The organism is Alsobacter sp. SYSU BS001988 (assembly GCF_054796215.1).
Genome location: NZ_JBTAMK010000043.1, coordinates 1 through 1,658 on the forward strand (window position 1 = coordinate 1; position 1,658 = coordinate 1,658).

Consider the following 1,658-nt stretch of genomic DNA (forward strand, 5'->3'; position numbering starts at 1 on the left):
GTTGCGCCGGGTCTTCGCCACCAGCCCCTTGTCGGCCAGGTCGCGCACGCCCACGAGCTCGTCATTGATGAAGAAGAGCTGCTGCTCGGCCGCCGCGCCCTCCCGCTTCAGGCCCTCGATCTCAGTCTCAAGCTGGTGCACCCGGCTCTGCAGCACGTCGATCTGGCTGCGCAGCGAGTTGCGACGCTCACGGAACTGGGCGTTCTGGTCGTCGATGATCTTGCGGACGCTGGGCGACGATGCCCGGCTGTTCAGTTCCTCCGGATAGGTCACCTCCGCCGCGACGTCGCGCTCGGCGATGAGGCGGGCCTCCTGGGCGATGACCGCGTCCAGCTGGTTGCGCACCAGGTCGAGGCTGGCGCGGGCCTGGGTGTCGTCGAGGCGGATCAGCACTTCGCCTTCCTGGACGAGCTGGCCTTCCTTGACGTTGATCTGCTTGATCATGCCGCCTTCCAGGTGCTGCATGACCTTGCGGCGCGAATCCAGGGAGACCGACGCGTTCGCCACGACGGCGCTGTCGAGCTTGGTCAGCCCGGCCCAGAGGAACAGTCCCCCGATGCAGGTCGCGATCACCACATAACCGGCGATCGCGATGGTCCGATAGTCGCTGGACGCCGGAGGGGCCTCGATGACGCTCATGTCGCTCTCCTGCTGCAAGTTGCCTCTGGGCGTCTGTTCAGGCCGCCGTGGCTGCGGCCGCGGGGTGGTGCAGCGCGGACGCCCGCCGGTCCTCTGTGACCGTCTCTCGTTCGGGCGGAGCCACCACGACGCGCGGCCCCATGATGTTGGCGAGCACCTCGTCGCGCGGACCGGCGAGCTGGAAGGCGCCCTCGTTCATGACGAGCACATAATCCACCATCCCCAGGATGTTGGTCTTATGGGTGACGATCACCACCGTGCGGCGGGCCTGCCTCATGGCGGCCACGGCCTGCACCAGCGCCTGCTCGCCGACGGCGTCGAGATTGGCGTTGGGCTCGTCCAGCACGATCACCGCCGGCATGCCGTAGATGGCGCGGGCCAGCCCGATGCGCTGGCGCTGGCCGCCCGAGAGGGCCTGCCCGCCGTCGCCGATATGGGTGTTGTAGCCGTCCGGCAGCTTCTGGACGAGGTCGTGCACCCCGGCCAGCGTGGAGGCCCGGATGATGTCGTCCTGCGTCGCCGCCTCGTCGAAGCGGCTGATGTTCTCGGCGATGGTGCCGGAGAACAGCTCGACGTCCTGCGGCAGGTAGCCGATATGGCGGCCGAGGTCGTTCGGATCCCAGTGGTTGAGGTCCGCGCCGTCGAGGCGGACCGTGCCGCCCGCGACCGGCCACACGCCGACCATCACCCGCGCCAGGCTCGACTTGCCGGCAGCCGACGCGCCGACCACGCCCAGCACCGCGCCGGCGGGAAGCGTGAGGGAGACGTTGCGCAGCACCAGGGTCTCGCGTCCCGGCGCGCGCGCATGGACGTTCTCCAGCGTGACGGTGCCGGCGGGGGTGGGCAGGCGCAGGCGCTTGGACGGCTCCGGCACCTTCTCCAGCAGGCCGTTGACGCGCCGGTAGGCCTCGCGCATCGAGACGAAGCCCTTCCAGTTGCCGATCGCGATCTCCACCGGGGCCAGCGCCTTGCCGATGATGATCGAGGCCGCGATCATCATGCCGGGCGACACCTCGCGC

Annotated in this window: 1 protein-coding gene and 1 pseudogene; both read right to left on the reverse strand. The window is 69.4% G+C overall.

The window, feature by feature from the left end; genetic code table 11:
* Positions 1-639, reverse strand: a pseudogene (locus tag ACYVO7_RS25695) (HlyD family type I secretion periplasmic adaptor subunit); the annotation flags it as partial.
* A 37-nt stretch (positions 640-676) separates the two neighbouring features.
* Positions 677-1,658 (reverse strand): type I secretion system permease/ATPase (locus tag ACYVO7_RS25700; RefSeq protein WP_460452603.1); only part of this gene is annotated, 982 nt, incomplete at its 5' end.